Here is a 26641-nt window from a genome sequence, read left to right on the forward strand (position 1 = left end):
AGTAGAGGTCAGCGGTTGGCCGATGATGGCGAGGCCCACAGCGCGTCGTTGAAGGCCTCCAGCACGGGCTGGAGCTGGCCGTTGAAGACTTTGTCGAGGCGGTTGAAGCCGCCGCCTTCGCGCTTGAAGATGAGGTCGGGGTCGTCGAGAGCGGCGCGGTCCACCAGCACGTTGGCTTTGGTCTGTGCCGCGATGCGTTTGAGCCAGTCGCGCTGCGGTGTACTCCAAGGCTTGCCGCCGGGCGGGTGCGCCAGCAGGTGTTGCAGCGCGTGGTCCACCCGCTCGGCGTAGGGCACCAGCGCGTCGCCGATGGCGGCCTGGCGGATATAGCCGACGATGCGCGCGGCGATGTCCTGGTTGGTCAGCTCGCGCCAGGCCGAAGCGAGGCTGGTTTCGGTGAAGCCGGCGCGGTCCAGGGTCAGCACCAGCTCGCGCAGCTGGGCACGGGTCAGTTCACGCGGGCGGGTGAGCACGGTCACCAAGGCCGGAATCTGGTTGCCCTGGGCCCGGATGAAGTCGCCGAACGCGCGGAGGTAGTCGTCTGGCTTCTGGGCCTTGCCGTAGCCGCGGTCGGCACGCTCAAAGCGGTCGGCATGCTCTGACACATACATCTCGCGTTCGGGGCCATCGCCGCGGCGGTCCAGCAGTTCGCCCAGCTCCGGGTTTTGAACGAACCATGCGGCCACATCGGTCAGGGGCATGGCCTTCAGTTTCTGGATGAAGGCCTGCACGGGCATGCCGGCTTTGGCTTCGAAGTCTTGCCGGTCGTTGTCAGACAGGTGACGCTTCTTGCGCTGCAGCTTGGCCAGGAACTGGTCACGCACCAGGGCGGTGGCGGCTTCGTCCTTGAGCGTTGCCAGCTCCTGGGCAAGTTGGCTGAAGCTGATTTTCGGGTTCACGACCACGGGTTGCATGGCCGTCATGTCGCCGATAGCCTCGAAGATGCGCACGGCGTCGAACACGCGGAATGCATCCTTTACGTCCGTACCGCCGAAGTCGCACAGCCGCGTGGCGCGGCCCAACATCTGATCGAACAGAATCCGGCTATTCACTTGCCGCAGGAAAACCAGGTTGCAGATCTCGGGCACGTCCACGCCGGTGGTCAACAGGTCCACCGTCACGGCAACGTTGGGCAGGCGTTCGTTCCTGTAGCGGCGGATCAACTGCAGCGGCTTGTCGGCCGCGCCAGTGATCTTGATGACGGCGTCGTCTTCCACTGCACCGTACTGCGCGGCAAAGGCCTGCTTGAGCAAGTCCACGACCATGTCGGCATGACTGTCGCTGACGCAGAAGATCAAGGTCTTGCGGCGCGACGCGGGGTCCAGCTCCTGCGCCAAATAATTGCAAACTACTTCATTGAACGCTCGCGTGATGACCTTGCGGTTGAAATCGTCGACCTTGAGCTTGATCTCGTCCGGCGCCTTGAACAGGTCGATCTGTTGACGGCCTGTGTTGTAGACCTTGACTTCCTCGCCAGCCTTCCAGGCGATGCCTTCGCTGGACAAGTGCGTGTGCACCTGGATGGGCGGTTCATAGTCCACCAGCCAGCCATCGACGACGGCCTCGCGGTACCCGTAGGTGAACACCGGCGGCCCGAAGATCTGGGTGGTGTGCAGCGCTGGCGTGGCGGTGAGCCCGACCTTCACCGCGTCGAAGTGGTCCAGCACACGCCGGTATTTGGAAACGTAGTCGTCGTAGCCACGGAAGCTGAGCTCGGTGTCCGACAACTCACGGTCCAGCAGGTAACCGCGATGGCATTCGTCGACAACGATGCAGTCGTACTGGTCGACGGGAGGCGGTGGCTCACCCTCGGCGGTGTACAGAACACGTTGCACCATGCCCTGGATCGTGGCCAGGTGGACGGCGGTGTCGGCGTCGGGCCGTGGGGCATCCAGCTCCTTGATGCCGAAAATATCGGCGAAGGTCTGCAGGCGCTCCATCCGCGTGTCCTTGAAGGCGTTCGCGGCCTGCTCGCCCAGGGCTGAACGGTCGACCAGAAACAAGATGCGGCGAAAGCGCTTGGCCTTGAGCAGGCGGTAGATGAGGGCAATGCAGGTCTTGGTCTTGCCGGTGCCAGTGGCCATGGCCAGCAAGACGGCGCGCTGGCCCTCGTGGATGCTGGCCTCGGTCGCCCGGATGGCGTTCTGCTGGTAGGGGCGTAGTGGAAAACCGTAATCGAATGGCGCATTGGCGAGTTCGGAGTGCGCGCGGTCTTCGTCCCGCTCCATCAGCGCGCTCAGGCCTTCGGGCGTGTACCAACCGTCCAGTGCATGGCCGAGGTTTTCCGGGCGCCGCAGGTCACAGAACCAGACGCCGCTTTTCTCGGCCAACTGCCGTAGGTAAGGACGGCCGTTGGCGGAAAAGACAAAGGGGATACGGAACTCGGCGTTGGCGCCGAAGTTGTCTGCAGGAAGTTCCACCTCGGGTGATGCACGGAAGCCACGGCTGTAGCGCTTGGCTTGTTGCAATGCAGCGGAGACGTCGATGTTCTTGCGCTTGGCCTCCACGATGGCGACCGGCGTGAGGCCGATGAACAGCGCGTAGTCGGCAAGCCCAGTCTCGGTGGGCCATTCGGCAATGGCGAGATTCTGATCACGTTGAGGCCGGGCACCCTTGGCGAACGTCAGCTGTGCCGAGTCGACCGTCCAGCCCGCGCTGGTCAGTTGGTCGTCGATGAGCTTGCGCGTGTCGCCTTCGCTGATCTGAATGACCGCTGCCGCCGAGTTTGCGGCTGCCACGAGCCTGGCGATGGCTTGTGGTGGCTCTGCACCGGCTTGGGCCTGGAGCAGCTCCAGTCGCTGGAGCAGTGCGGACTTGGCCGATTCGGCCTCCGTGGCCATGTTCTCCCAGAAGGCGCGATCTTCTTCGGCGCGCCTGATCTGTGCCTGCGCCTGATCGATCACCTGCGCCGCATCCTGATGCGTAGCTCGGTACTGGGCCAGTTCGACCCGAAGTGCGTTGAGTTCAGCCGTGAGTTCCACGCTCTCGTTCGCCGGTGGCACGGGGGGCAGGAACGGGCCGGACTTGAAGGCGGGATCCTTGAAGGTCCGGTGGAACCACACGCCCAGCTGCCACGTGAGCCGGAGGCTGAGCAACGCGGTGCGGTGGTCGCCGCCAAAACTGTGGTTCGCGTTGTTGCCCGACCTGCGGACCTGCGCGAACAACGCCCCGACCTCTCGCGGAACGATGCCCTGGTCCTGCAGACGGCGAAGCAGGTCGACCTGCTTTTCTTCGGGAGAAGTGAAAACCCCGACGTTCGAAGCTGCGAGTTGCGCGAGCAATTCCGTCAGTTGGCGCAGCTTCAGGAGGCACGTATTCGGATCGTCTGCGAAGTAGCGCTCAGCGAGCATCCCGAGGCGTACGAGCTGCTGGTCGTGCGCCTTGAGATATCCAAAGTTCGATGCCTTATCGCCCTGCATATCAGGCCATTTCAGCTCGAAGGCTGGCGTTGCTTGCGGGGTGCCTTAGCAGGGCCCCTGTCTGTAGACGCGGCGCGCGATGCGGCGATGCCGTGATCACGGCAGTAGCTGAGAACCATGACTTCGAGCATGGACGCGACGCTGCGTCTCTCCGCCTCTGCGGCAGCGGACAGCGCGGACTTCACATCGGGAGGCACTCTTGCACTGACCACCTCCGTCTTCGTTACAGCCAATGCAGAACTCCTGTGTGAAAAACGCTAGCGTTCTGCAATGGTAGCTCAACCCAGATCGAGAATTTCCTTGGAAATCAATACAGGTCGATTGACGCCTCGGTGGGGAACTGCGACCGCTAAAAATCTCGAATGGCCCGACTGCATCCAGTCTGAAGCGAACATCTGCAATCCACCACAGCGGTCAGCCCGCCAACGTCACAGCCGCACTCATCGTGCGCAGGGCATCGGGTGCTCCCCGCAGCGAAACCAAGGAGGAGGCCGCAGGCCGGGGGACATTCGCGGAGGGGAGTACCCGGCGGCCTGCGCACGCGCCCCGGACAAGCGTCCAGAACAAGGCCACAGCTAAGGAAACCCCCGATATATGAATGGTCATTGACCCCCTAGCATCGAGCGCTGCTCGCCTGTCAAGGTGTACGGATCGCGTCCCGGCGTCCGCCCGGTGACCTGGCGCCTGCCTCAGCTGCCCTTTCTGCGATGACAACTCCTCCCGAGTCCGGCCCCATGCTGGACGCCGCCAGTCCCCTCCCCCCCGACATCGAAGCCGCCGACGAACCCACCAAGGTTCCCCTCGCCATCGAAGACTGGCTCACGGTTCTCATCATGGGCGCGCTGGCGCTCATCACGTTTGCCAACGTCATCGTGCGCTACTTCACCGACTCGTCCTTCGCGTGGACGGAAGAGTTCTCGGTGTTCCTCATGATCATGCTGGCGCTGGTGGCCGGCTCGGCCGCGGTGGCGCGCGACCGGCACATCCGCATCGAGTACTTCTCGGAAAGCGGCTCCATGGCGCGGCGCAAGCGCCTGGCCCAGTTCGGCGCGCTGATGATCGCCATTTTGTTCGCGCTGATCGGCGCGCTCAGCATCCGCATGGTGTGGGACGACTACCGCTTCGAGGAAACCACGCCCGGCATCGGACTGCCGGCCTGGTGGTATTCGATCTGGCTACCCATCGTGTCGTTCGCGATCGCGGGGCGCGCCATCGGCCTGATGGTCCGCCGTGGGCGCAAGACGAACTACAAGTCTGACGACAACAGCAGCAGCAAGAAGGGCGACGCCAAGTGATCGCCACCCTGCTCTTCGTCGCCTTCGTCGTGATGATGCTGGTGGGCGTGCCCATCGGCGCCGCGCTCGGCCTGGCGGGTGCGGCCTGCATCGCGCTGGCCAACGCCGACGCGCAGTGGTTCGGCCTGCTGGCCGTGCCGCAGAACTTCTACGCCGGCCTGGGCAAGTACCCGCTGCTGGCGATTCCGATGTTCGTGCTGGTCGGCTCCATCTTCGACCGCTCGGGCGTGGCGCTGAGGCTGGTCAACTTCGCCATCGCCATCGTGGGCCGCGGCCCCGGCATGCTGCCGCTGGTGGCGATTGCGGTGGCGATGTTCCTGGGCGGCATCTCGGGCTCGGGCCCGGCCAACGCCGCCGCCGTGGGCGCGGTGATGATCGCGGCCATGAGCCGCGCCGGCTATCCGGCCGCTTACTCGGCCAGCGTGGTGGGCGCCGCGGCGGCCACCGACATCCTGATTCCGCCGTCGGTCGCGTTCATCGTGTACTCGGTGCTGGTGCCCGGCGCCTCGGTGCCGGCGCTGTTCGCGGCCGGCATGATCCCCGGCGTGATGGCCGGCCTGGCGCTGATGATTCCGGCCGTGTGGCTGGCGCGCAAGCACAAGATGGGCGCGCTCGAATCGACGCTGCCGCGCCCGCCGTTCTGGAAGAGCTTTCGCGAAGCGATCTGGGGCCTGGCGGCGCCGGTGCTCATCCTGGGCGGCATGCGCGCGGGCTGGTTCACGCCCACCGAAGCGGCCGTGGTGGCGGTGTTCTACGGCCTGTTCGTGGGCATGTGCATCCACCGGACGATCAAGGTGCGCGACCTGTTCGTGATCTTGCGAGAGTCGGGCGAGCTGTCGGCGGTGATCCTGCTGGTGGTGTCGCTGGCGGGCATCTTCGCGTACTCGCTGTCGACGCTGGGCGTCATCGATCCGGTCACGCGCGCCATCGTGAATTCGGGGCTGGGCGAGTACGGCATCCTGGCGCTGCTGATCCTGCTGCTGATCACCGTGGGCATGTTCCTGGACGGCGTGTCGATCTTCCTGATCTTCGTGCCGCTGTTGCTGCCCATCGTGCAGCACTACAAGTGGGACCCGGTGTGGTTCGGCGTGATCCTCACGCTGAAGGTGGCACTGGGCCAGTTCACGCCGCCGCTGGCCGTCAACCTCATGGTCTCGTGCCGCATCGCCAAGGTGCGCATGGAAGAAACCGTGCAGTGGGTGGGCTGGATGCTGTTCTCGATGTTCGTGGTGATGGTGCTGGTGATCGCCTTCCCCGAACTCGCGCTCTGGCTGCCGCGCAAGCTGGGCTACTGATTTTTTCGATCCATCGACAGACAAAGAGGAGACCTCTCTTATGAAATTCCGCCGCACCCTGCTGGGCCTTGCCGCCGTCGCCGCCACGCTCGGCCTGTTCTCGACCGGCGCGATGGCGCAGGCCACCTACAAGCCCGAGTACAAGATGTCGCTGGTGCTGGGCCCGCCCACGCCGTGGGGCCAGGCCGGCAAGATCTGGGCCGACCTCGTGAAGGAGCGCACCCAGGGCCGCATCAACATCAAGCTGTACCCAGGCGTGTCGCTGATTCAAGGCGACCAGACGCGCGAGTTCAGCGCGCTGCGCCAGGGCGTGATCGACATGGCCGTGGGCTCGACCATCAACTGGTCGCCGCAAGTGAAGCAGCTCAACCTGTTCTCCATGCCCTTCCTGATGCCCGACTACGCGGCCATCGACGCGCTCACGCAGGGCGAGGTGGGCAAGGACATGTTCAAGACGCTCGACAAGGCCGGCGTGGTGCCTCTCGCCTGGGGCGAGAACGGCTTCCGCGAAATCACCAACTCGAAGAAGCCGATCAAGTCGCCGGCCGACATCAAGGGCATGAAGATCCGCGTGGTGGGCTCGCCCATCTACTCCGACATGCTCACCGCGCTGGGCGCCAACCCCACGCAGATGAGCTGGGCCGACGCGCAGCCCGCGCTCGCCAGCGGCGCGGTCGACGGCCAGGAGAACCCGCTGTTCCTGTTCACCGTGCTCAAGATGCACACGGTGGGCCAGAAGTTCGTCACCACCTGGGGCTACGTGGCCGACCCGCTGGTGTTCGTCGTGAACAAGGAAATCTGGGCCTCGTGGACGCCGGCCGACCAGGCCATCGTGCGCCAGGCCGCGCTCGATGCCGGCAAGCAGGAAATCGCCATCGCGCGCAAGGGCCTGGTCGAAGCCGACAAGCCCGTGCTGAAGGACATCGCCGCCATGGGCGTGACGGTGACCAACCTCACGCCGGCCGAGCGCGACGCCTTCGTGAAGGCCACGCGCCCGGTGTACGACAAGTGGAAGTCGACCGTCGGCGTCGACCTGGTGGCCAAGGCCGAGAAGGCCATCGCCGCACGCGCGAAGTAAGCCGCGCATCGCCGTCGGTGGATCGGGGTGGCATGACAATGTCGCCATGCACACCCTGATCATCGACACGGACCCCGGCGCGGACGACGTGATCGCGCTGCTGTTCGCCCTGGCGGCGCCCGAATCGCTGGCGATTCAGGCGCTGACCACGGTGGCAGGCAATGTCCCCCTGGCCAAGACCTCGCGCAACGCGCGCCTGGCCTGCGAATGGGCCGGACGGCCGGAGCTTCCGGTCTACGCCGGTGCCGAGCGGCCCCTGCAGCGCACACCGATCTACGCCGCCAACATCCACGGCCGAGAAGGCCTCACCGGCGTGACCGTGCACGAGCCCGCCGTGCCGCTGGCCGAAGGCAGCGCCGTCGACTACCTCGTTGGCACGCTGCGCGCTGCGCCCGAGCACAGCGTGACGCTCGCCATGCTCGGCCCGCAGACCAACCTCGCACTCGCGCTCGAACAGGCGCCCGACATCGTGCGCGGCCTGCGCGAGCTGGTGCTCATGGCCGGCGCGCATTTCAACGGCGGCAACATCACGCCGGTGGCGGAGTTCAACGTGTTCGCCGACCCGCATGCGGCCGAAGCGGTGCTCAAAAGCGGCGTGCCGATCACCATGCTGCCGCTGGACGTGACGCACAAGATCCTCACGAGCGACGCGCGTATCGCGCGGCTGCGCCAGCTGGGCAACCGCGCCGGCGCGATCGTCGCCGACATCCTCGACGCCTACGCGCCGCAGGAGATGGCCCACTACGGCATGCCGGGCGGCCCGGTGCACGATGCAACCGTGACGGCCTACCTGCTGCGGCCGGACCTGTTCCAGGGTCGCCGCATCCACGTCGAGATCGACAGCCGCGAAGGCATGGGCTTCGGCCAGACCGTGGCCGACTGGCACGGCAGCCTGAAGCGGCCGGCCAATGTTCAGTGGGTCATCGACGGCGATGCGCAGGGCTTCTTCGACCTGCTGACGGAGCACATCGCGCGGCTGCCCTGAACAAGGCGCGCCCATGCAAAAAGCCACGCTGCGAACAGCGTGGCTTTTTGCTTGGAGCGCGCAGCGAATCAGTGCTGCAGGATCTTGTTGAGGAAGTCCTTGGTGCGCGGCTGACGGTTCTCTGGGTGGTTGAAGAACTCGTCCTTCGGGCAGTCTTCGAGGATCTTGCCGCCCACGTCGATGAAGATCACGCGGCTCGCGACCTTGCGGGCGAAGGCCATTTCGTGCGTGACCACCATCATGGTCATGCCTTCCTTGGCCAGGCTCACCATCACGTCGAGCACTTCGCCGACCATCTCGGGGTCGAGCGCCGAGGTGGGTTCGTCGAACAGCATCACGATCGGGTCCATGCTCAGCGCACGGGCGATCGCCACGCGCTGCTGCTGGCCGCCCGACAGCTGGCCCGGGAACTTGTCCTTGTGCGCCATCAGGCCCACGCGGTCGAGCATCTTGAGGCCGCGGGTCTTGGCTTCGTCGGGCGTGCGGCCCAGCACCTTGATCTGCGCGATCGTGAGGTTCTCGGTCACCGACAGGTGCGGGAACAGCTCGAAGTGCTGGAACACCATGCCGACCTTGGAGCGCAGCTTGGGCAGGTTGGTCTTGGGGTCGTGCAGCGGAATGCCGTTGACGGTGATCTCGCCCTTCTGGAAGGGCTCGAGCGCGTTCACGGTCTTGATGAGTGTGGACTTGCCGGAACCCGACGGGCCACACACCACGACCACGTCGCCCTTGGAGATGTTCACCGAGCAGTCGTTGAGCACCTGCACCGGGCCGTACCACTTGGAGACGTTCTTGATTTCAATCATTTTTTCGGACATTTGTTTCTCTCCGGTTCAGTTCAGCCACTCAATCAGCGAATGATGGCGATTTTCTTGTGCAGGCGTTTCACCAGCCAGGAAAGGGCGTAGCACATGGCGAAGTACACGACCGCCGCCAGCAGGTAGGCCTCGATCGGACGGCCGAAGTTCTTGCCCGCCGTTTCAAAGCCCTTGAGCATGTCGTAGGCACCGATGGCGTAGACCAGCGAGGTGTCCTGGAACAGGATGATGGTCTGCGTGAGCAGCACCGGCAGCATGTTGCGGAAGGCCTGCGGCAGCACCACCAGGCGCATGTTCTGGCCGTAGGTCATGCCCACCGCCTGGCCCGCGTTCACCTGGCCGCGCGGGATCGACTGGATGCCCGCGCGCATGATCTCGCTGAAGTAGGCCGCTTCGAACGCCACGAAGGTGATCACCGCCGAAATCTCGGAGCGGTAGTTCGAGCCGAGCGAACCGAACAGCGAATAGAACGACGCCGGCACGAGCAGGAAGAACCACAAAATCACCATCACCAGCGGGATGCTTCGCATGCCGTTGACGTACAGGGCCGCGGGCGCATCGAGCCACTTCTTGCCCGACAGGCGCATGAGCGCCAGGATCGTGCCGAAGATCACGCCGCCGATCGTGGCCACCACCGTCAGCATGATGCTGAAGTAGAAGCCCTTGATGACGAAGTTGCTGATGACGTCCCAGTTGTAGAAGGACAGGTCGAGATTCATCATGTCAGTGTCCTCCGCCGCCAGCGCTGGCCGAGACGATGAAGCCCGGCACGCGGGTCTTCTTCTCGATGAACGCCATGAGCCGGTTGATGGCCAGGGCCGACACCACGTAGCACGCCGTCACCGCCAGGTAGACCTCGATGCCGCGCGAGGTTTCTTCCTGCGCCTGCATGGCGAACATGGTGAGTTCGGTGACCGACACGGCGAACGCGACGGACGAGTTCTTGAAGATGTTCATCGTCTCGCTCGTGAGTGGCGGGATGATGATGCGGTACGCCATCGGCAGGATCACGTAGCGGTAGTACTGCGGCGTGGTGAAACCCACCGCCATGCCCGCGTAGCGCTGGCCCTTGGGCAGCGCCTGGATGCCGGAGCGCACCTGCTCGGCGATACGCGCCGAGGTGAAGAAGCCCAGTGCCAGCACCACGAGGATGAAGCTCGGCACGCCCTTCATCACGGGAACCAGCGCCGGAATCACGTGGTACCAGAGGAAGATCTGCACCAGCAGCGGGATGTTGCGAAAGAGCTCCACCCATGCATTGCCGAAGCGCACCAGCCACGGACTGTCGGGCAGCGTGCGGATGATGCCGATCAGCGAGCCCAACACCAGCGCGACGATCAGCGCCAGCAGCGCGACCGACACGGTCCAGCCCCAGGCCGAGAGCATCCATTGCAGGTAGCTCGGATATTCCCCCCCGGGGTCTTGCAGGAAGACCTGCCAATCCCAGTTTCCCATGTGTGTTTACTCCTTCAGCTTCTTTTCGAAAAACCGTCCCTTGAAAAGAAACGCCCACCGCGAAAGGTGGGCGTCCATTCACGCAGCGACGCGCGCTTATTCCTTGGTGACGTACTCTTCGGCCGGCTTGTCGTTCGGGTTGGCCCACGCGTTCTTGGTGGCTTCGCCCAGCGGCAGGTTGATGGTCACGTTGGCCGGGGGAATCGGCTTGAGGAACCACTTGTCATACAGCTTGGCGAGTTCGCCCGACTTGGCCTGGGCCTTGATGCTGTCGTCCACGGCCTTCTTGAAGGCAGGGTCGTCCTTGCGGATCATGATGGCGATGGGTTCCACGGCCAGCACGTCGTTCAGGATCTTGTAGTCCTTGGGCGACTTCGACTTGGCGGCCAGGGCGGCCAGGATCGAGCCGTCCATCACGAAGGCGTCGGCACGGCCGGTTTCCAGCAGCAGGAAGCTGTCGGAGTGGTCCTTGCCGTAGACCTCCTTGAAGGTCAGGTTCTCGGCGCGCTTTTGCTTGCGCACGGTCTGCAGCGGCGTGGTGCCGGTGGTGGTGGCGACCGTCTTGTCCTTCAGGTCGGCCAGCGAGTTGATGCCCGAGTTGGCCTTGACGACGATCTTGGTTTCTTCGACGTAGGTGGTCACGCCGAAAGCCACGTCCTTCTGGCGGGTGGCGTTGTTGGTGGTGGAGCCGCACTCGATGTCCACGGTGCCGTTCTGCACGAGGGGGATGCGGTTCTGCGAAGTCACGGGTTGGTACTTGACTTCGAGCTTCTTGCCGGCGGCCTTCTCCAGGTCCTTGATGATGTTGGCGCAGACGTCGTAATGGAAGCCGGTGTACTGGCCATTGCCGAGCGTGTACGAAAGGCCGGAGGACTCACGCACGCCTTCGGTGATGGTGCCCGAGGCCTTGATCTTGGCCAGGGTGTCATTGGCCTGTGCAAAGGCGCCGCTGGTGGCGAGCGCTGCGACAGCCAATGCCAATACTTGTTTTTTCATACGAAAAGCTCCTGAGGGTGACTGAAACAAATAGAACGAAATTCTAGACACTCGCATTTTGCGGGATACCCGGACCAACCCGGTGCATTCCACGGGCATCGCCGCCCACCTCGCACCGGCTGCGCCCATCGGGGCGCCAGCCTGGTGCAATCCAGACATTTCGCATTGTCCGACTTTCACTAAGCAGCCTTTGTGCCCGGCATTCGGGCGGCTGTGCGTGGCGCGAGCAGCGACCGGCGATCCCCGGCGTACAACGGCCGAAAAAAACTGCCGCGACTGTAGTGGCGCCGTGGCCGGGCCGCCAATGCTGATTGCGGGGGGTCGTATGCGTGGTGCTTATAGATTGTGCAGCGCACAAATCCACGACCATTCACACTCGCCCGTTCACTGCGGCGGCTGGGTTCCGACCAGGTAGGACCACAGGGCGTCGGCCGTGCGCTTGGGCTGCAGGCTTTCGGACAGCCCGGCCCGGGCCGCCGAGCGGCCGGCGCCGCCCTTCACCGGGACCGGCGCGGTGGGCCGCTCGCGGTAGGCGCGGATTTCCATCTTGGCCTCGAGGCTGTCGATCTCGGGCGGCAGCGCACTCACGAGCTTGCGCGCCTTGATCTCCTTGCGCACCGCGCTTTGCGGCAGGAAGGCGATGCCATGGCCTTCGAGCGCCATCACCTTCAGGCCTTCGGCCATGTCGGTCTCGTAGACGCGGTCGAGGTGAATGGCGGTGCCCGACTCTTTCAGCAGCTGGTCGACCACGCGCCCGAGGTAGGCGCCCGGCGCATAGCCCAGGTAGGGCAGCGGCTGGCCCGGGCGGCCGGGCAGCCGGTAGCGCGGCGCGCCCTCGGCATCGGCCTTGACCCAGGGGGCGACGGTTTCTTCGCCCAGGCTGACCATCTCGTACTTGTTGGCATCGAGCTGCAGCGGCTGCGAGGGGTGGTGGTAGGCGATCAGCAGGTCGCAGCTGCCCTCGACCAGCCGCAGCACCGCGTCATGCACGTTGAGCGCGATGAGCCGGCTCTTGATCGGCCCGAAGTGCTCGCGCAGGCTGGTGACCCACGAGGGAAAGAAGGTGAAGGCCAGCGTGTGCGGCACGGCGATCTCGATCACGTCCTGGCCGGCGGCCGAGTGGCCGCGCAGCATGGCGCGCGTGCTCTGCAGCGACTGCAGCATCTCGATGGCCTGGCTGTAGAGCGTCTGGCCCGCGGGCGTGAGGCGCGTGGGGTAGGAGCTGCGGTCGACCAGGTCGGTGCCGGCCCATCCCTCGAGCGCCTGGATGCGCCGCGAGAACGCCGGCTGCGTCACGTGCCTCAACTGGGCCGAGCGGCTGAAGCTGCGGGTTTCCGCCAAGCTGATGAAGTCTTCGAGCCACTTTGTTTCCATACGCGGCGATTATGCGAGCGCCGCGCCATACTGGGCGCCCCCTCCTTTTCCCGCATGCGCCATGCCTTTCGACGACCTGCCTGAGCTCAGCGCCACCGAACTTTCGCGCAAGATCGCGGCCCGCGACGTGTCCTGCCGCGAGGTGATGCAGGCGTCGCTCGCCCGCATCGACGCGCTCAACCCGCGATTCAACGCCATCGTCTCCCTGCGCGACCCCGCCCAGTTGCTGGCCGAGGCCGACGAACGCGACGCCGAGCTGGCGCGCGGCGAACGGCGCGGCTGGATGCACGGCTTTCCGCTGGCCGTGAAAGACCTGAGCCACGCCGCCGGCCTGCCGACCTCGATGGGCTCGCCGCTGTCGCCGCGCTCGCCCGCGCGCACCGACAGCCTGCATGTGGCGCGCATGCGCGCGGCCGGCGCCGTGGTCATCGGCAAGACCAACACGCCCGAGTTCGGGCTCGGCTCGCACACCTACAACACGGTGTTCGGCATCACGCGCAACGCCTACGCGCCCGATCGCAGCGCGGGCGGCAGCAGCGGCGGCGCGGCCGTGGCGCTGGCCCTGGGCATGCTGCCCGTGGCCGACGGCAGCGACATGATGGGATCGCTGCGCAACCCCGCCGCCTTCAACAACGTGATCGGCCTGCGCCCTTCGCGCGGCAGTGTGCCCGGCGACCCGGAGCAGGAGCTCTTCTTCCAGCAGCTGGGCTGCGAAGGCCCGATGGGCCGCACCGTGGAAGACACGGCCCGCCTGCTGGCGGTGCAGGCGGGTTTCGACACGCGCGTGCCGCTGTCGTCGCCGCACGCCCTGCCCTCGCCCGACGACCTGCAGCTGGGCGGCGACGGCCGCGGCCTGCGCATCGGCTGGCTCGGCAGCCTCTGGCCCGAACTGCCGCTGGCGCCGGGCGTGCGCGAACTCGGCGAGCAGGCGCTCGACACCTTCCGCACCATCGGCTGCGAGGTCGAACCCTGCACGCTCGACGTGCCGCGCGAGCACAACTGGAGCGCCTGGCTGCGCCTGCGCCAGCTGCTGGTGGGCGGCAAGCTCGGTGCCTACCTGAGCGACCCGAAGCTGTTCGCCCAGCTCAAGCCCGAGGCGCAATGGGAGATCGAGCAAAGCCGGCACCTGGACGCCGCCTCGCTGTACCAGGCCTCGCACTACCGCTCGAACGTGTACCGCGCGTTCCTGAAGCTCTTCGAGCGCTTCGACTTCGTGGTCGCGCCGACCGCGCAGGTGTTCCCCTTCGATGCCGAGCTGCACTGGCCGGCCGAGGTGAACGGCGTGAAGAGCGACACCTACCACCGCTGGATGGAGATCGTCACGCCCTTCACGCTGGCGGGCCTGCCCACGCTCAATGTGCGCGCGGGCTTCGGCGACGGCGGGCTGCCGATGGGCCTGCAACTGGCCGGGCCAATCCATGCTGACCTCGAGGTGCTGCGGCTGGGGCATGCCTACGACCAGGCCTGCGGCTGGGCGGCGCGGCGCCCGCCGGCCCTGTCCTGATCCGATCCGATCTGATCAGATCAGATCGGCGTGCGCACGCCCCGCCCCGCGAAGTGCCCTTGGGCATTCGCGAGGAAGTGGTCCACCGATTTCTGCGTGGCCTCGGGCGACCAGCCCGCCATGTGCGGCGTGAGCAGCACGTTGTCCAGGCCGACGAGCGGCTCGGGGCGCTTGGGTTCGCTCTCGTACACGTCCAGGCCCGCGCCCGCGATGCGGTGTTCGCGCAGCGCCTTCGCCAGCGCCTCGGTGTCGACCACGCTGCCGCGGCCGATGCTCACGAGGTAGCCCTGCGGCCCCAGCGCATCGAGCACCTCGGCGTTGACCAGGTGCTTCGTGGCCGGCCCGCCCGGCGCGGCCAGCACCAGGAAGTCGGCCCAGGTGGCAAGCGACTTCAGGTCGTCGAAGTAGCGGTGCGTGGCGCCTTCGCGCGGCTTGCGGTTGTGATAGCCGACTTCCATGTCGAAGGCGGCGGCGCGCTTGGCGATCTTCTGGCCGATGGTGCCCAGCCCCAGGATGCCGAGCTTCTTGCCCGACACGTTCGGCGGCTGCGGAATGGCCTCGCGCCACACGCCTTCGCGGCACAGCCGGTCGAGCGTGCGGAACTCGCGCACGATGCCGATCAGCAGGCCGAAGGCGTGGTCGGCCACGCAGTCGTCGTTGGTGCCCGCGCCGTTGGCGGTGGCGATGCCGCGTGCCCGCGTGACCTCGAGCGGCACGCCTTCGTAGCCCGCGCCCATGCAGCAGACCAGCTCGAGCGCCGGCATGGCGTCGATCTCGGCGGGCGTGAGGCCGATGACGCCGATGGTCAGCACCGCGCGGAATTTGGGGCCGTGCTCGGCGATGGCGGCGGCGCGCTGGGCGTCGCCGAAGGCGTAGGTCATGTCGTAGACCTCGGCAATCTGGGCCTGGTGGGCGCTCGAGAGGCTGTTGAGCACCAGCAGGGGAATCTTGGTCGACACGTCTGAACTCCTGGGGTCGGTGAAAGGAAAGAAGGGGTGAATGATCGGGCTAGAGCATCGGCACTGCTTCGCTCTTCTGCAAAGCCCACATCTGGGCATAGCGGCCCTGCTGCGCGAGCAGATCGGCATGCGTGCCGCGCTCGACGATCACGCCCGATTCGAGCACCAGGATCTCGTGCGCCTCGACCACGGTCGACAGGCGGTGCGCGATGACCAGCGTGGTCTTGCCCTGCGCGGCGCTGCGCAGCTCGGACTGGATCGCGCGTTCGTTGGCCGAGTCGAGCGCCGAGGTCGCCTCGTCGAAGATCACGATCGGCGGGTTCTTCAGCAGCGTGCGCGCGATGGCCACGCGCTGCTTCTCGCCACCCGAGAGCTTCAGGCCGCGCTCGCCCACCGTCGTCTCGTAGCCCTTGGGCGTGGCCGAGATGAAGTCGTGGATGCGCGCAGCGCGTGCGGCGCCCTCGACCTCCTCGCGCGTCGCGCCGGGGCGGCCGTAGGCGATGTTGTATTCGACCGTGTCGTTGAACAGCACCGTGTCCTGCGGCACGATGCCGATGGCGCGGCGCACGCTGGCCTGCTGCACGGCGCGGATGTCTTCGCCGCCGATGGTGATGCGGCCCTGCTGCACGTCGTAGAAGCGATACAGAAGCCGCGCGAGCGTCGACTTGCCAGAGCCCGACGGGCCGACCACGGCCACCGTCTTGCCGGAAGGAATCTCGAAGCTCACGTGCTTCAGGATCGGGCGGTCGGGCTCGTAAGCGAAGCTCACGTCCTCGAAGCGGATGGTCGAGTCGACGCCCGCCAGCGGCTGCGCGCCGGGCGCGTCGCGCACCTCGCGCTCCTTCTCCATCAGCACGAACATCTTGTCCAGATCGGTCAGGCTCTGCTTGATCTCGCGGTAGATCACGCCCAGGAAGTTGAGCGGAATGTAGAGCTGGATCATGAAGGCGTTGACCATCACCAGGTCGCCCAGCGTCATGCGCCCTTCGACCACGCCCGAGGTGGCGCGCCACAGCATCAGCACGAGGCTCACGGCGATCAGCAGCTGCTGGCCGGTGTTGAGCATGCTCAGCGTGCGCTGGCTCTTGATGGCGGCCTTGCGGTAGCGGTCGAGGCTCGCGTCGTAGCGTTTGGCCTCGAACTCCTCGTTGTTGAAGTACTTGACCGTTTCGTAGTTCAGGAGCGAATCGACCGCACGGCTCTGAGCCATCGAATCGAGCTCGTTCATGGTCTTGCGGAACTGCGTGCGCCACTCGGTCACCGTCACGGTGAAGGTGATGTACAGCACCAGCGCCGCGCCCGTGATCCACACGAACAGCGCGTCGAACTTCACGCCCAATATGGTGAGCACCAGCGCCAGCTCGATGATGGTGGGCACGATGCTGTACAGCGACATCGAGATGAGCGAGTGCACGCCGCGCGTGCCGCGCTCGATGTCGCGCGTCATGCCGCCGGTCTGGCGCTCCAGGTGAAAGCGCAGGCTCAGCGCATGCAGGTGGCCGAACACCTGCAGCGCGATGCTGCGCGCCGCGCCCTCGGTGGCCTTGGCGAAGATCAGCTCGCGCAGCTCGTTGAACAGCGATGTCGAAAAGCGCAGCAGCCCGTAGGCCACCAGCAGCGCCATCGGCACGACGAGCAGCGCCTGCGCCATGTCGGGCTTGGGCGTCATCGTGTCGACGAGGTTCTTGAGCAGCACCGGCACGCCCACGTTCGCCACCTTGGCCGCGATCATGAAGCCGAGCGCGGCGATCACCCGCCACTTGTACTGCCAGAGGTAGGGAAACAGGCGGCGCAGGGTCGCCCAGTCGGAACGGTCGGAGCGCGCGGGCGGATGGCCGCCGGGCGCATGGGGAGAGGAGGAAAGGGCTTCGCCGCTTCGGCGCATGGGGGACAATCGTGGGTGTTGTTGTTGCTTCAGATTGTGCCCATGTCCACCCCTTCCAGTGCCGCTTCCGCCGCAGCGGCCGCCGCCGCCACCCTCAAGAGCCTGCCCACCGACATGGAGCTGGTGCTCAAGGTCATCCCGATGCCGGCCGACTGCAACGCCAACGGCGACATCTTCGGCGGCTGGGTCATGGCGCAGTGCGACCTGGCCGGCTCGGTGATCCCGGCGCGCTACGCCAAGGGCCGCCAGGCCACGGTGGCGGTCAACGAGTTCATCTTCAAGCAGCCGGTGCGGCTGGGCGACATCCTCTCGTTCTATTCGAAGCTGGTGCGCGTGGGCCGCACCTCGATCACCGTGACGGTCGAGGTGTTCGCCGAGCGCTTCCGGGCACAGGGCGAGTACATCAAGGTGACGCAGGCCACCTTCACCTACGTGGCGATCGACGACAACGGCCGCCCCCGCCCCATCGAACAGCCGGCGGCCTGAGCCGCCTTCAGGCGACGCCCATGCCGGCGTCGCGCACGCGCTCGAAGCATTCGAACTCGCGGTTGATCCAGCGCGCGTCGCGCCGCTCCACGCGGCGGATGTAGACCGACTGCACCACGTCGCGCGTGTGGGCGTCGATCTCGACCGGCCCGCGCGGGCTGTCCAGTTGCAGGCCGCGGAACGCATCCACCAGCCGCTCGGCGCCCGCCTTGCCGCCGCGCGCGCCCGGCGCGCTCAGCGCGGCGTCGATGGCCGCGAGCCCGTCGTGCGCCGCCACGGCGAAGTAGCCCGGGCGCAGGTGGCTGCCGTACTCGGTCTCGAAGGCGCCCGCGAAACGCCGGTTGGCCGGCGACTCGTGGGCGAAGGAATAGTGGTGGCTGGTGACCAGCCCCTCGGCCAGTTCGCCGATGCCGTCCAGGTAGTGGTCGTCGGTCGCGTCGCCCGTGGCGAGCAGGCGGATGCCGGTGTCGGCCATGCCGCGGTCGCGCCAGAACTTCAGGAAGATGGCCGGCATCTGACCCGACGGCAAAAAGAAGAACACGGCCTGCGGCTTGAGCTCGCGCAGACGCAGCATGTAGGCCGAGTAGTCGAGTGTGTTCAGCGGCACGCGCAGCATCGCGCCCACGCGCCCGCCGCCCGCGGTGATGCCGGAGACGAAGGCGCTTTCGGCGTCGACGCCCGAGGCGTAGTCGGCCACCACGGTGCACACGTCGCGCAGCCCCTGCTGCAGCGCCCAGCGCGCCAGCGGCGCCGTGACCTGTGCGATGGTGAACGACACCCGCACCATGAACGGCGAGCGCCCGGGGATGCCCGAGGAGGCGGCGTTCATGATCACGGTCGGCACGCGCGCCTGCGTGGCGACCGTGCCGACGGCGTAGGCGTTGGAGCTGAAGTCCAGCCCCGTGAGCAGGTCGACGCGCTCGCTCTCGATGAGGTCCTGCGCCTGGCGCCGCGCCTGTTCGGGCGCGCTGCCGGGCACGTCGCGGCGCAGCAGCTCCACCGGCCGGCCCGCGATCTGCTGCTTGTGGTCGGCCAGCCAGACCGCCATGCCGGCGTCGAACTGGCGCCCGCCGCCCGCATAGGGCCCCGACCACGAACCGATGACCCCGATGCGCAACGGCCGCACGCGTGCCAGCACCAGCGAGGGCGCCGCGAGCGTGCCCGCGAGTAAGCCCAAAGCATGCCGGCGCGTCGGCCCGAATGCTACTTTTTCAGTAGCACGCATCGCCCGCTTGGCGGGCGTTGTGGGCGGGTTGATGTCTGGAGCAGGCACAAGGAACAGTGTACGCAGGCACCGTCCGCAGGCAAGTCCACGGAAGGCTTAGACCTTCGAGAAATCCGGCTTGCGCTTCTCCATGAAAGCACCGAAGGCTTCCTTGGCAGCAGGCTCGCGCAGCATGCGGCCGAAGCTCGCACCTTCTTCGCCCATGCGCTCGAGCACGGCGGGCATCTGCGCCTTCTTCAGCAGGCGCTTGGTCTCGATCAGCGCGCTCAGCGGCTTGGCCGCGAGCTTGCGCGCCTGCGTCTGTGCGATGCCGTTGGCTTCGGTCGGCGGCACCACGCGGTTGACCAGGCCCACTTCGAGCGCGGCCTCGGCCATGAAGGGCTCGCCCAGCAGCAGGGCTTCAGCGGCGCGGTGGTAGCCCAGCATCTGCGGCACCAGCAGGCTCGACGCGGCCTCGGGGCACAGGCCCAGGTTGACGAAGGGCATCGAGAAGGCCGCGTTGTCGCCCGCGTAGACGAGGTCGCAGTGGAACAGCATCGTGGTGCCGATGCCCACGGCCGGGCCGCACACGGCGGCGACGATGGGCTTGGGGAAGGTGGCGATGCCGCGCAGGAAGCGGAACACCGGCGATTCCTGCGTGGAGGCCGGGCCGTTGAGAAAGTCGCCGATGTCGTTGCCAGCGCTGAAGATCGTCGGGTCGCCCTGGATCAGCACGCAGCGCACGGCCGCTTCGCTCTCGGCCGTGGCGAGCGCGTCGGCCAGCGCGGCGTACATGCTGCTGGTGATCGAGTTCTTCTTGTCGACGCGGTTGAAGGTGATGGTCATCACGCCGGCTTCGGTGTGGACGAGGATGTCGCTCATGGAAAGATCCTTGGGTAGGTAAAACGGGGGGCGACGCGCTCAGGCTTCGAGCGATTCGCGGACGAAATCGAGGCGGTCCTGGCCCCAGAACATCTGGTCGCCGACGAACATGGTGGGGGCGCCGAACACGCCGCGCTCCACCGCCTCCTGCGTGACCGCCTTGAGGCGGTCTTTCACTTCCTGCGCGCCGGCCAGCGCGAGCAGGCCCGCGGCGTCGAAGCCCGCATTTTGCAAGACGGCGCCGACGGTCGCAGGGTCGTTCAGGTTCTTCGGCGCGACCCACATCGCGTGGAACACCGCGTCGATGTACGCACCGAAGCGTTCGGGCATCTTCATCTGCACGCCGGTGGCGCCGCGCATCAGCAGCAGCGTGTTGATCGGGAAGTGCGGGTTGTGCACGAAGGGCACGCCGTAGCGCCTGGCAAAGCGCTGCAGGTCGGTCGTGAGGTACGGGCCCTTGGCCTTGATCTCGGCGGGCGAATGGTTGCCCGTGGCCTGGAACACGCCGCCCAGCAGCATGGGCTTCCAGACCAGCTCGGCGCCGGTGTCGGCGCACACGTGCGGCAGCTGCGTGGCGGCCAGGTAGGCGGCGGGGCTGCCGACGTCGAAATAGAACGCGACGGATTTCGTCATGGGTGTCGTCTCCTTGGGTCTGTGCGCCGCGCCGCGATGCGTAGCGCGGCGCCGGTCAGAACTTCTCGGACCAGGGGCGCAGGTCCAGCTCGTGCGTCCACGCATCGCGCGACTGCGCGTGCAGCATCCAGTAGCTGTCGGCGATGTGGTCCGGGTTCAGGATGCCGTCGCTGTCCTTCAGCGCATAGCGCTCGGGGAAGTTGCTGCGGATGAACTCGGTGTCGATGGCGCCGTCGACCACGACGTGCGCGACGTGGATGCCCTGCGGCCCCAGCTCGCGCGCCATCGATTGGGCCAACGCGCGCAGGGCCATCTTGGCGCCCGAGAAGGCGCCGAAGTTGGCCGCGCCGCGCAGCGAGGCCGTCGCGCCCGTGAAGATGATCGTGCCGCGGTGGCCGCCTGCGGGCATCTCGCGCGCCACCATGCGCTTGGCCACTTCGCGGCCGTTGAGGAAACCCGAGAAGCAGGCCATTTCCCACACCTTGAAGTACTTGCGCGCGGTTTCGGTGAGGATGCTCTCGGGCACGTTCGCGCCGATGTTGAACACCATCACCTCGATCGGCCCGACGGTCGATTCGATCTGCTCGATGAGCGCCACCACTTCTTCTTCCTTGCGTGCATCGCAGGCGAAGGCGTGGGCCCGGCCGCCGTCGGCCTCGATCTGCGCCACCAGCGGCTGCAGCTTGTCGAGGCTGCGCCGCGTGACGCAGGTGGCGTAGCCCTCGCGCGCGAAGCGGCGGGCGATGGCGCCGCCGGTGGCATCGCCCGCGCCGACGATCAATGCGGCCTTGGTGAGCGTCATCGCGTCATTCCTTGTAGTAGACGATCTGGTTCGACGTGGCCAGCAACGTGCCCTTCTCGCTCCACAGCTGCGCCTTCTGGTCGAAGAAGCCGTTGAAGAACTGCTGCCCCGCCGCGCAGCCCAGCAGGTAGCCCGTGCCGACCTCGGCCAGCTCGGCGGCACCGACATGGAAGTACGTGGTGATCGACACCGTGCCCGCGGGCACGTGCGTGGCGCGGCGCAGCCACACGCGCGGGTAGAACACGTCGCTCAACGCGGCGAGCGAAGCGAAGTCGAGCGGGCGCGCCTGCGCGTCGCGCACCCACAGGCGGGTTTCGCTGTGCTGCAGGCTGCCGTCCCACTTGGCGGGGATGCCGCCGCTGAAGGGACGCATCTCGTACTGCTCGAGCCAGGCCACGCCCGACGGGCCGATGCGGATGCGATCGACCGCCTCGGGCTTGGGCGCCTCGGGCATCGTGAGGTCGGCCTGGCTCCAGGTGTCGCGGCGCGCGGCGGTGACCACGGTGGCGGTGGTCGTCATGTTTGCGGTGCCGTCGGCGCCGGGCTGCGTGATCGTCACCGTCCAGTGCTGCGTCGAGCGGTTGGTGCGCACGGCGGTGGCCTGGATGTCGAACGCGCCCTCGCCGAGCGCGGCCGCGTAGTTGACGGTCAGCGCGATGGGCGTGCCGAGCAGGTCGGGATGCTGGAGCACCGCCTGCAGCGCGAGCGCCGCGGTGGTGCCGCCGAACGGGCCGACCATGTTCCAGTAGTCGGGACTCGTGGTGCCCGTGAAGTGCCCCACGCGGATGTCGCTGTGGTGCAGGGCCAGGGCTTTGTCGAGGGGGTGTGGGGTCGTACTGCTCATGGTGATCGCCAGTGTGCCTGCGGAGGATGACGTCACGCAGTCGTGTGCGGGACGTTGGCGTGCTGCACTGCCGCAGGCGCGGTCAGTGCGGCGAGCCGATGCAGCTTGTCGAGCGTGCTCGGCCACAGGCTCTGACTGAACTGCTCGCGGAAGAAACCGAAGTGGCCGATGCGCCGCGCCTGCACGTCGGCCGGCGCGATGCGCTCGACCGCACTCGGCGCGCCCGCGTAGAAGCTCACGAGGCTGCGCGTGCCGGCATGCGTCATGAGTTCGTCGTCGGTCATCGAGAGCGCGAGCACCGGGAAGCGCACGCGCGCATAGCTTTGCAGCGCGGGCTCGCCTTCGGCGCCCACGCTGTAGCGCGGGTTCAGGCACCAGCGGCGCCATTGCAGGATCACGCCGCGCGGCAGGTCGCCGACCTTCTTCAGCTTGCGGCCCGGGAAGTAGCCCCACAGGCGCGTCGCCAGCGGCACCAGCACGAACCAGAAGTACAGGATGCTGCGCCGCAGCTTCGGCGCGTTCTCGCGCCAGTAGCCGCTGCCGGCCGCGATGCTCACGAGGCCGTCGACCTGCCCGGGCCGCTGCAGGAAGCCCGGCAGCTGCGCGCCGAGGCTGTGGCCCAGCAGGTACAGAGGTTCGTCGGGCAGCGCGGCCTTGGCGGCGTCGATCACCGCCTCGTAGTCGCGCGCCCAGTCGAACAGGTCGGCCTGGAAACCACGCAGCGGCGCATCGCCGAGCGAGTCGCCGCTGCCGCGGTAGTCGAAGGTCCAGACCCGCAGGCCCTGCCCCGCGAGCCAGTGCGCGAAGGGCTCGTAGAACGACTGGCGCACACCCATCGCACCGCCGATGACGATGCTGGCGCGCGGGGCGCCGGCGGGGTCGTAGCGGCGCACCGCCACGTGGGCGCCGGCGTCGACCGGCAGAACCTGCTGTTGCATGCCCTTCTCCTCAAAACAGACACGGTCCCTTCGCGAGACACCGCGGAACCGGCTTTGCCGGGCCGCTGGTGTCGCCCCCTGCAAGGGGGTTGGCGAAGCGACACGAAGTGCGCGAAGACTGGGGGTTAGCTCAAACCCTTTCAAAAATGCCCGCTGCGCCCTGGCCCATGCCCACGCACATCGTGACCATGCCGTACTTCAGCTTCTCGCGGCGCAGCGCGTGCACCACGGTGGCTGCGCGGATCGCGCCGGTCGCGCCCAGCGGGTGGCCCAGTGCAATGGCGCCGCCCATCGGGTTGACCTTCGACGGATCGAGCCCCAGCGTGTTCATCACCGCGAGCGATTGCGCGGCGAAGGCTTCGTTGAGTTCGAACCAGTCGATGTCTTCGTGCTTCAGGCCCGCATAGCGCAGCGCGGCCGGAATCGCCTCGATCGGGCCGATGCCCATGATGTGCGGCGGCACGCCCTTGCTGGCGAAGCTCACGAAGCGCGCGAGCGGCGTGAGGCCGTACTGCTTGATGGCCTTCTCGCTCGCCAGGATCAGCGCGCCCGCGCCGTCCGAGGTCTGCGAGCTGTTGCCGGCCGTCACCGTGCCGCGCGCGGCGAACACGGTGCGCAGCTTGGCGAGGCCTTCGATGCTGGTGTCGGGGCGCGCGCCTTCGTCCAGGCTCACGGTGCGGGTCTTGGCGATCGACTCGCCGGTTTCCAGGTTCGGCGTGCGGTCGGTCACTTCGATCGGCGTGATCTCGTCGGCGAACTTGCCGGCGGCCTGCGCGGCCAGTGCCTTCTGGTGCGAGGCCAGCGCGAACGCGTCCTGCGCCTCGCGACTTACCTTCCACTGCTGCGCGACTTTCTCGGCCGTGAGGCCCATGCCGTAGGCAATGCCCACGTCGCCTTCGCGCTCGAAGATCGAGGGCGACAGCGAGGGCGAGTTGCCCATCATCGGCACCATGCTCATGCTCTCGACGCCGGCCGCGATCATCACGTCGGCCTCGCCGACGCGGATGCGGTCCGCCGCCATCTGCACGGCCGACAGGCCCGAGGCGCAGAAGCGGTTGACGGTGATGCCACCGATGCTGGTCGGCAGGCCGGCCAGCACCGCGCCGATGCGCGCGACGTTCAGGCCCTGCTGCGATTCGGGAATCGCGCAGCCGCAGATGATGTCTTCGATGGCCTTCGGGTCGAGGCCGGGAACTGCCGCGAGTGCGGCCTTCAGCGTGGTCGCGAGCAGGTCGTCGGGACGGTAGTTGCGGAAGTAGCCGCGGTGCGACTTGCCGATGGGCGTGCGGGTGGCGGAGACGATGTAGGCGTCTTGTACTTGCTTGCTCATGAAATCTGTCCTTAGTTGCGCACGGGCTTGCCGGTGCTGAGCATCCCCATGATTCGCTCTTGCGTCTTGGGGTGCACGATGAGCGAGCAGAACGCCTTGCGTTCCAGCGTCATCAGGTATTCCTCGGTCACGAGCGAGCCCGCGTCCACGTCGCCGCCGGTGACCACGTTCGCGATCAGGCTGGCAATGTGGAAGTCGTGCGCGCTGATGAAGCCGCCGTCGCGCATGTTCACGAGCTGGCCCTTGATCGTCGCGGCGCCGCTGCGGCCCGCGACGCGGAAGGTCCGGCGAAGCGGCGGGCGGTAGCCGGCGTCGGCCATGGCCTTGGCCTGCTGCAGTGCCACGTAGAGCAGCTCGTCCTTGTTCGGCACGATCACGTCGCTGTCGAGCAGGTAGCCCAGCTTCTTCGAGTCGAGCGCACCGGTGCCCACCTTCGCCATCGCCGCGGCGGTGAAGCCTTCGGTGAGGAACGGCAGCAGGTCGGTGCCCGTGGAAGCCGAGGCGTTCTCCGCCGCACGGCGTGCGATGTAGGTCAGGCCGCCCGCGCCGGGGATGAGGCCCACGCCGACTTCGACCAGGCCGATGTAGCTTTCCATGGCGACGACGCGCTTGGCCGAGTGGATGGCCAGCTCGCAGCCGCCGCCCAGTGCCATGCCGCGCACGGCGGAGATCACCGGCACGTTGGCATAGCGGATCTTGAGCATGACGTTCTGCAGCTCTTCTTCCGCGCCTTCGACCGCGCCGATGCCCGCGACCACGAAGGCCGGCAGCATCGCCTGCAGGTCGGCGCCGACCGAGAACACCTCGTCGGGCGACCAGATCACCAGGCCCTTGTATTCGGCTTCGGCCAGGTCGACCGCGGCGCCGAGCGCCTCGGCCACGTCGGGGCTGATGGCGTGCATCTTCGACTGGATGCTCGCGATGAGCACTTCACCGTCGAGCGTCCACACGCGCACATCGCCTTCGTCGCTGATCGTGGTGCCGGCCGTGTTGGCATCGGCCGCGTTCGCACCGAGCACGCTCTCGGGGAACAGCTGGCGGTCGTGCACGGGCAGCTTGCGCTGCGGCACGAATTTGTTCTGCGAGGCGCTCCACGAGCCTTCGGGCGTGTGCACGCCGCCGGCCTGCGCGACCGGGCCTTCGAAGACCCACTTCGGCAGCGGTGCGGTGCTGAGCGCCTTGCCCGCGTCGATGTCTTCCTGCACCCACTTGGCGACCTGCGCCCAGCCGGCTTCCTGCCAGAGTTCGAACGGGCCCTGCTTCATGCCGAAGCCCCAGCGCATCGCGAAGTCGATGTCGCGCGCGCTCTCGGCGATGTCGGCCAGGTGCACGGCGGCGTAGTGGAAACCGTCGCGCAGAATGGCCCAGAGGAACTGGCCCTGCGGTCCTTCGCTCTCGCGCAACAGCTTCAGGCGTTCGCCCGCGGGCTTCTTGAGCATGCGGCCGTACACCTCGTCGGCCTTGGCGCCGGCGGGCACGTACTCGCCGCTCTTCAGGTCGAAGCGCAGGATGTCGCGGCCGGCCTTCTTGAAGAAACCGGCCTTGGTCTTCTGGCCCAGGTTGCCCAGCTCGAGCAGCTTGGCGAGCACGGGTGGCGTCGCGAAGTTGGCGTAGAAGGGATCGGTCTCGGCGTTGAGGTTGTCCTGCAGCGTCTTCACGACGTGGGCCATGGTGTCCAGGCCCACCACGTCGGCGGTGCGAAAGGTGCCCGAGCTCGCGCGGCCCAGCTTCTTGCCGGTGAGGTCGTCCACCACGTCGGGCGTCAAACCGAACTTCTCGACTTCCTTCAGCGTGGCCAGCATGCCGGCGATGCCGACGCGGTTGGCGATGAAGTTGGGCGTGTCGTGCGCACGCACCACGCCCTTGCCGAGCGTGCTGGTGACGAAGGCCTCGAGGTCGTCGAGCACCTGGGGCTGGGTGGTGGGCGTGTTGATCAGCTCCACCAGGAACATGTAGCGCGGCGGGTTGAAGAAGTGAATGCCGCAAAAGCGCGGCTTCAGGGCTTCAGGCAGTGCTTCGCTGAGCTTGGTGATCGACAGGCCCGAGGTGTTCGAGGCCAGGATCGAATGCTTGGCGACGTGGGGCGCGATCTTCTTGTACAGATCGAGCTTCCAGTCCATGCGCTCGGCGATGGCCTCGATGATGAGGTCGCACTCACCGAGCTTGGCCAGGTCGTCTTCGTAGTTGGCCTGCTCGATCAGGCCCGCATCGGCCACGTCGCCGAGCGGCGCGGGCTTGAGCTTCTTGAGGTTGTCGATGGCGCGCGTGACGATGCCGTTCTTCGGGCCTTCCTTGGCGGCCAGATCGAACAGCACGACAGGCACGCGCACGTTGACGAGGTGGGCGGCAATCTGCGCGCCCATCACGCCGGCGCCGAGCACGGCGACCTTCTTCACTTGAAATCGGGACATGGCTGAGTTTCGAAGTTATGAATCAGTTCGGGAAACACCGCGGAACCG

The 26641-nt window shown here is 66.9% G+C and carries 22 protein-coding genes; 6 read left to right on the forward strand and 16 right to left on the reverse strand.

Annotated elements, in window-relative coordinates; genetic code table 11:
• Positions 1–8: 8 nt before the first annotated feature.
• Complete coding sequence (hsdR, locus tag AC07SQ_RS18570; RefSeq protein WP_495272270.1) at positions 9–3419, reverse strand: type I restriction-modification system endonuclease; 3411 nt, start codon at positions 3417–3419, stop codon at positions 9–11.
• A gap of 707 nt (positions 3420–4126) precedes the next feature.
• Here hsdR and AC07SQ_RS18575 point away from each other — a divergent pair.
• From AC07SQ_RS18575 to AC07SQ_RS18590, 4 genes are read left to right on the forward strand one after another with little or no spacing between them, the layout of a single operon-like run.
• The gene (locus AC07SQ_RS18575) at positions 4127–4714 is read left to right on the forward strand and encodes a TRAP transporter small permease (protein ID WP_495272269.1); all 588 of its coding nucleotides are present in this window, start codon (positions 4127–4129) and stop codon (positions 4712–4714) included.
• Complete coding sequence (locus AC07SQ_RS18580; protein WP_062471043.1) at positions 4711–6009, forward strand: TRAP transporter large permease; 1299 nt, start codon at positions 4711–4713, stop codon at positions 6007–6009. Before AC07SQ_RS18575 ends, AC07SQ_RS18580 begins: the two co-directional genes overlap by 4 nt.
• Positions 6010–6049: 40 nt before the next feature.
• Complete coding sequence (locus AC07SQ_RS18585) at positions 6050–7087, forward strand: DctP family TRAP transporter solute-binding subunit (protein WP_062471046.1); 1038 nt, start codon at positions 6050–6052, stop codon at positions 7085–7087.
• Between the two features lie 46 nt (positions 7088–7133).
• Positions 7134–8072, forward strand: a complete 939-nt coding sequence (locus AC07SQ_RS18590) for a nucleoside hydrolase (RefSeq protein ID WP_495272268.1) — start codon at positions 7134–7136, stop codon at positions 8070–8072.
• A 68-nt stretch (positions 8073–8140) separates the two neighbouring features.
• Here AC07SQ_RS18590 and AC07SQ_RS18595 read toward each other — a convergent pair whose 3' ends face one another.
• From AC07SQ_RS18595 to AC07SQ_RS18615, 5 genes are all read right to left on the reverse strand, one after another.
• Positions 8141–8878 (reverse strand): amino acid ABC transporter ATP-binding protein, encoded by a 738-nt coding sequence (locus AC07SQ_RS18595; protein ID WP_056576214.1) that lies wholly within the window; start codon positions 8876–8878, stop codon positions 8141–8143.
• 44 nt (positions 8879–8922) lie between these two features.
• A complete protein-coding gene (locus AC07SQ_RS18600) occupies positions 8923–9612 on the reverse strand; it encodes an amino acid ABC transporter permease (protein WP_070060204.1) in 690 nt (229 codons plus the stop codon).
• A 1-nt stretch (position 9613) separates the two neighbouring features.
• Positions 9614–10345 (reverse strand): amino acid ABC transporter permease, encoded by a 732-nt coding sequence (locus AC07SQ_RS18605; RefSeq protein WP_139701450.1) that lies wholly within the window; start codon positions 10343–10345, stop codon positions 9614–9616.
• A gap of 96 nt (positions 10346–10441) precedes the next feature.
• The gene (locus tag AC07SQ_RS18610; protein WP_062471058.1) at positions 10442–11341 is read right to left on the reverse strand and encodes an amino acid ABC transporter substrate-binding protein; all 900 of its coding nucleotides are present in this window, start codon (positions 11339–11341) and stop codon (positions 10442–10444) included.
• A 384-nt stretch (positions 11342–11725) separates the two neighbouring features.
• A complete protein-coding gene (locus tag AC07SQ_RS18615; protein ID WP_095949530.1) occupies positions 11726–12715 on the reverse strand; it encodes a LysR substrate-binding domain-containing protein in 990 nt (329 codons plus the stop codon).
• 61 nt (positions 12716–12776) lie between these two features.
• On the opposite strand from AC07SQ_RS18615, the gene AC07SQ_RS18620 reads away from it, so the two are divergent.
• The gene (locus AC07SQ_RS18620) at positions 12777–14219 is read left to right on the forward strand and encodes an amidase (RefSeq protein ID WP_495272267.1); all 1443 of its coding nucleotides are present in this window, start codon (positions 12777–12779) and stop codon (positions 14217–14219) included.
• A 20-nt stretch (positions 14220–14239) separates the two neighbouring features.
• Here the strand turns inward: AC07SQ_RS18620 and AC07SQ_RS18625 are convergent, their stop codons facing one another.
• Together AC07SQ_RS18625 and AC07SQ_RS18630 are read right to left on the reverse strand one after the other, a co-directional pair.
• Positions 14240–15178: a 2-hydroxyacid dehydrogenase gene (locus tag AC07SQ_RS18625; RefSeq protein ID WP_495272266.1), complete on the reverse strand. Its 939-nt coding sequence runs from the start codon at positions 15176–15178 to the stop codon at positions 14240–14242.
• Positions 15179–15227: 49 nt separating this feature from the next.
• Positions 15228–17063: an ABCB family ABC transporter ATP-binding protein/permease gene (locus AC07SQ_RS18630; RefSeq protein ID WP_495272265.1), complete on the reverse strand. Its 1836-nt coding sequence runs from the start codon at positions 17061–17063 to the stop codon at positions 15228–15230.
• 42 nt (positions 17064–17105) lie between these two features.
• Here AC07SQ_RS18630 and AC07SQ_RS18635 point away from each other — a divergent pair, with 42 nt between their 5' ends.
• Entirely contained in the window at positions 17106–17549 is a 444-nt protein-coding gene (locus tag AC07SQ_RS18635; protein WP_139701454.1) for an acyl-CoA thioesterase, read from the forward strand.
• Between the two features lie 7 nt (positions 17550–17556).
• On the opposite strand, the gene AC07SQ_RS18640 is transcribed toward AC07SQ_RS18635, so the two are convergent.
• From AC07SQ_RS18640 to AC07SQ_RS18675, 8 genes are all read right to left on the reverse strand, one after another.
• Positions 17557–18675: an ABC transporter substrate-binding protein gene (locus AC07SQ_RS18640; RefSeq protein ID WP_370870116.1), complete on the reverse strand. Its 1119-nt coding sequence runs from the start codon at positions 18673–18675 to the stop codon at positions 17557–17559.
• Positions 18676–18870: 195 nt separating this feature from the next.
• Positions 18871–19635 (reverse strand): enoyl-CoA hydratase, encoded by a 765-nt coding sequence (locus AC07SQ_RS18645; RefSeq protein ID WP_070060210.1) that lies wholly within the window; start codon positions 19633–19635, stop codon positions 18871–18873.
• A 39-nt stretch (positions 19636–19674) separates the two neighbouring features.
• Positions 19675–20268 carry a 2-hydroxychromene-2-carboxylate isomerase gene (locus tag AC07SQ_RS18650; RefSeq protein ID WP_495272264.1) on the reverse strand — a complete coding sequence of 198 codons (594 nt, stop codon included), beginning with the start codon at positions 20266–20268 and terminating at the stop codon, positions 19675–19677.
• A 55-nt stretch (positions 20269–20323) separates the two neighbouring features.
• Positions 20324–21070: an SDR family oxidoreductase gene (locus tag AC07SQ_RS18655; RefSeq protein ID WP_495272263.1), complete on the reverse strand. Its 747-nt coding sequence runs from the start codon at positions 21068–21070 to the stop codon at positions 20324–20326.
• 4 nt (positions 21071–21074) lie between these two features.
• Positions 21075–21914 (reverse strand): acyl-CoA thioesterase, encoded by an 840-nt coding sequence (locus tag AC07SQ_RS18660; RefSeq protein ID WP_307696587.1) that lies wholly within the window; start codon positions 21912–21914, stop codon positions 21075–21077.
• 32 nt (positions 21915–21946) lie between these two features.
• Positions 21947–22852 (reverse strand): alpha/beta hydrolase family protein, encoded by a 906-nt coding sequence (locus AC07SQ_RS18665; RefSeq protein WP_159278635.1) that lies wholly within the window; start codon positions 22850–22852, stop codon positions 21947–21949.
• Between the two features lie 130 nt (positions 22853–22982).
• Positions 22983–24182 (reverse strand): acetyl-CoA C-acyltransferase, encoded by a 1200-nt coding sequence (locus AC07SQ_RS18670; protein ID WP_062471086.1) that lies wholly within the window; start codon positions 24180–24182, stop codon positions 22983–22985.
• A gap of 11 nt (positions 24183–24193) precedes the next feature.
• Positions 24194–26593: a 3-hydroxyacyl-CoA dehydrogenase/enoyl-CoA hydratase family protein gene (locus tag AC07SQ_RS18675; RefSeq protein ID WP_159278636.1), complete on the reverse strand. Its 2400-nt coding sequence runs from the start codon at positions 26591–26593 to the stop codon at positions 24194–24196.
• Positions 26594–26641 lie beyond the last annotated feature (48 nt).

Source organism: Variovorax sp. GW821-FHT06D12, assembly GCF_059419205.1.